Raw genomic sequence first — 3,147 nt, 5'->3', positions numbered from 1 at the left:
GGCCGAAGCCGTGCGCCGCGCCCGCAAGCTGGCCCGCAAGCGCGCCCAGCGCGAAGGCCTGCTGCCGATGACGCCGCGTCCGGCTCCGGCTGGCGCTGCGGGTGCTGCGCGTTCGCCGCGCTGATACCGCCAATTTTTCGTCCTTTTCGAAGGATACCCAAGGGTGGCGCGATGCGGAATCGCCGCCACCCTTTTGTTTAGAGCGACGTGCGCCTGCTTGGACGCACAACGGATGCTCTGACACTTTGTGATGAAGTTTGACCCGGTTCGGAGAGGGAACGGACCTGACGGCGCGGCGGGCAGTGAGGACAAAGCAGAGATGAATTCAATTTCCGTGGAGCGCAGAACCGCAATGCGCGGCTTCGCCCTGACGGCGGCCCTGCTCTCGGGCCTGGCGCTTGCCGCATGCCAGACGGCCCCGACCGGCGAATTCAACAACATCGACAAGGCGCAGGGCTCGACCGAGAACATCTCCTCGCTGTCGGCGGTGATCCAGCGCAATCCGCAGGATCCGGAAGGCTACAATGTGCGCGGTTCGGCCTATGGCCGCGGCGGCCAGTACCAGGCGGCGCTGAAGGACTTCGACACCGCCATCCAGCTCAACCCGAATTTCTACCAGGCCTATTCGAACCGCGCGCTCATCCAGCGCTTCCTCGGCAACCAGGAGGCCGCGCTCGCCGACTACAACCGTTCGATCCAGATCAACGCCAATTACGACGCCGCCTTTATCGGCCGCGGCAATCTCTACCGCAAGGCGGGCCGCACCCAGGACGCCTTCAACGATTTCCAGAAGGCGATCCAGCTCGATACGACCGATGCCCGCGCCTACCACAATCGCGGCCTGATCTATCAGAGCCAGGGTCAGCACAAATTCGCCATCGAGGATTTCTCGACCGCCATCTCGCTGGCGCCGGACGCCGCCGAGCCCTACAACGGCCGCGGCCTCTCCTATCTGGCGACGGGCGACGAGGACAACGCCTTCTCCGACTTCAACATGGCCATCAAGCTCGACGGCAAGAACGCCGAGGCCTGGGCCAACCAGGCGCTGATCTACGAGCGGCGCGGCGACAAGGCGCGGGCGGCGAAGTCCTACCGCGAGGCGGTTCATCTCGATCCGAACTACCAGCCGGCCAAGGACGGCCTGTCGCGCACCAACACCGCCAGCGCCAGCTGATACAGCCGGCGCACCGCGCGACACCCTGTCGTTAGGGTCGATCCCGCATGGCTGGAAGGCCTGGTCGCGACCGAGGCCTTCCGCCCAAAAGAACCGATCCTCAGTCGGAGATGCTTGGAAAATCCGCCGGCCGTGTCCGACGACGAACCGCTGTCACCCATGCTGACAGCGAGGGCAAAGCGTTAACCCTTGCCATGTTCGCGCCAAGTTTTCGGCGGAACGCTCCACGCACCTCGACCGTTAACCGGGGCCAAATTTGCGAAAGGACCTTTCCAATGATCAAGACACTTGCCTATGCCGCCGCGCTCGCCACCACGGTCCTCGCGTTCCCCGTCAACGCCGGCACGCTCCGGCTTGGCACGCTTGATTGCACCATCGACGGCGGCGTCGGCTATGTCATCACCTCGAACAAGGGCGTGTCCTGCACCTTCCGCCCGTATCATCATGGGCCGGCCGAGCAGTACACGGGAATGATCTCCAAGCTCGGCATCGATGTCGGCCAGACGCATCAGGGCCAGCTGGCATGGGCGGTTCTGGCCGCCACCCGAAGCCATGACGAGGGCGACCTTGCCGGCAGCTATTACGGCGTCAACGCCGAGGCGAGTGTCGTGACCGGCGGCGGTGCCAATCTCCTGGTCGGCGGGCTGGGTGGCGCCTTCATGCTCGAGCCGCTCAGCGTTCAGGCGCAGACTGGCGTCAACCTGGCGGTTGCGGTCACCTCGCTGGAGCTGATCCACTCCTTCAAATAAGGCGCATTTGCTCCCTTACGCGCGGCGCGGAACAGGCTACTGTTTCGCGCCGCATGCTTTTGGGGGGACCGCCATGCCAAGAACCATCATTGCCGCTGGTCTGATCGCCGCCGCCTGCGCGGGACAGGCCTATGCGCAGAGCGGCGGCGTCGAGCTTGGCGTGCTCGACTGCGCCATCGGCGGCGGCACCGGCTTTGTCTTCGGCTCGAGCAAGGACCTGAACTGCACCTTCACGCCCGCCGACAAGACATTCGCGCCGGAGGCCTATTTCGGCGCCGTCAACAAATACGGGCTGGACATCGGCACCACCAAACAGAGTGTCATGCAGTGGCTGGTGCTGACGCCGCTGAAGAACATCTATGCGCCGGGCGCCCTTGCCGGCGACTATGTCGGCGCAAGCGCCGAGCTGACGGCGGCGGTTGGCGCCGGCGCCAATCTGCTCGTCGGCGGCTCCGAACAGGCCTTCACGCTGCAGCCTCTCAGCCTGCAGACGCAGACCGGCATCAACATCGCCATCGGCGTCAGCCAGTTCCAACTGCGCAGCACCGCCAACTGACAGCTCATCAAAAGCCGGTCTTCAAGCGTCGCGGCGTTCGCCATACATTCCTGAAAAGGCCTCTTGAGCTCAACCGCGCTTGAGGTTCTACAAGCTCAGCCGAACTGGATCTGGCGCCCTTTCGCGTTGCGGATGAGGCTGCGAATGGCAAGCAGGAGATCGACGTGACGGCGGCAAGCGGCAACAAGGCGGGCGGCAAGGTGGACTGGCGGGCATTGTGGGCGAGCGGCGACCTGGCGCGCTTTTGCTTCATCAGCCTCGGCATTCTGTTGCACGCCACCAACGAGACGATGGTGGCGACGGTGATGCCGGCGATGGTCGGCGAGCTGGCCGGCGTGCAATTGGTCGGCTGGTCGCTGGCGATCTACGAGCTTGGCGCCGTCGTCGCCGGCGCTGCCGCCGGAAGGCTGGTGAGTTATGTGGCGCTGCGCACCAACATGATGGTTGCCGCCTTGCTCTATGCGGCCGGCGCGCTGATCTGCGCCACCGCACCCTCAATGCCGCTCTTCCTTGCCGGACGGCTGGTCGAGGGGCTGGGCGGCGGTGCGCTGGTGTCGCTGGCCTTCGTCTCCGTCGAGCGGCTGTTCCCGCGCAACATCTGGCCGCAGCTTTTCGGCATCATGTCGGCGATCTGGGGTGTTGCCGCCTTCAGCGGCCCGATGCTTGGC

At 65.0% G+C, this 3,147-nt stretch carries 4 protein-coding genes and 1 pseudogene; all 5 read left to right on the top strand.

Annotated features, from left to right (window positions below; all coding sequences use genetic code 11):
- Positions 1-124 (top strand): annotated as a pseudogene (locus tag EN738_RS32880) (30S ribosomal protein S21); the annotation flags it as partial.
- A gap of 195 nt (positions 125-319) precedes the next feature.
- Entirely contained in the window at positions 320-1,174 is an 855-nt protein-coding gene (locus EN738_RS32875) for a tetratricopeptide repeat protein (RefSeq protein ID WP_127287196.1), read from the top strand.
- 275 nt (positions 1,175-1,449) lie between these two features.
- Positions 1,450-1,923, top strand: coding sequence for a DUF992 domain-containing protein (locus EN738_RS32870; protein WP_127287195.1), 474 nt, complete (start codon positions 1,450-1,452; stop codon positions 1,921-1,923).
- A gap of 73 nt (positions 1,924-1,996) precedes the next feature.
- Positions 1,997-2,479, top strand: coding sequence for a DUF992 domain-containing protein (locus tag EN738_RS32865; RefSeq protein WP_127287194.1), 483 nt, complete (start codon positions 1,997-1,999; stop codon positions 2,477-2,479).
- A 164-nt stretch (positions 2,480-2,643) separates the two neighbouring features.
- On the top strand, positions 2,644-3,147 hold a 504-nt coding region (locus EN738_RS32860), incomplete at its 3' end, for an MFS transporter (RefSeq protein ID WP_127287193.1).

The organism is Mesorhizobium sp. M4B.F.Ca.ET.017.02.2.1 (assembly GCF_003998955.1).
Lineage (GTDB): Bacteria > Pseudomonadota > Alphaproteobacteria > Rhizobiales > Rhizobiaceae > Mesorhizobium > Mesorhizobium abyssinicae.
This window is presented reverse-complemented; position numbering and strand designations above follow the sequence as displayed.

Excerpts from the sequence above, each read along its gene's own strand:
- EN738_RS32865 (WP_127287194.1), top strand. The coding sequence starts at position 1,997 with ATGCCAAGAACCATCATTGCCGCTGGTCTGATCGCCGCCGCCTGCGCG.
- EN738_RS32870 (WP_127287195.1), top strand. The coding sequence starts at position 1,450 with ATGATCAAGACACTTGCCTATGCCGCCGCGCTCGCCACCACGGTCCTC.
- EN738_RS32875 (WP_127287196.1), top strand. The coding sequence starts at position 320 with ATGAATTCAATTTCCGTGGAGCGCAGAACCGCAATGCGCGGCTTCGCC.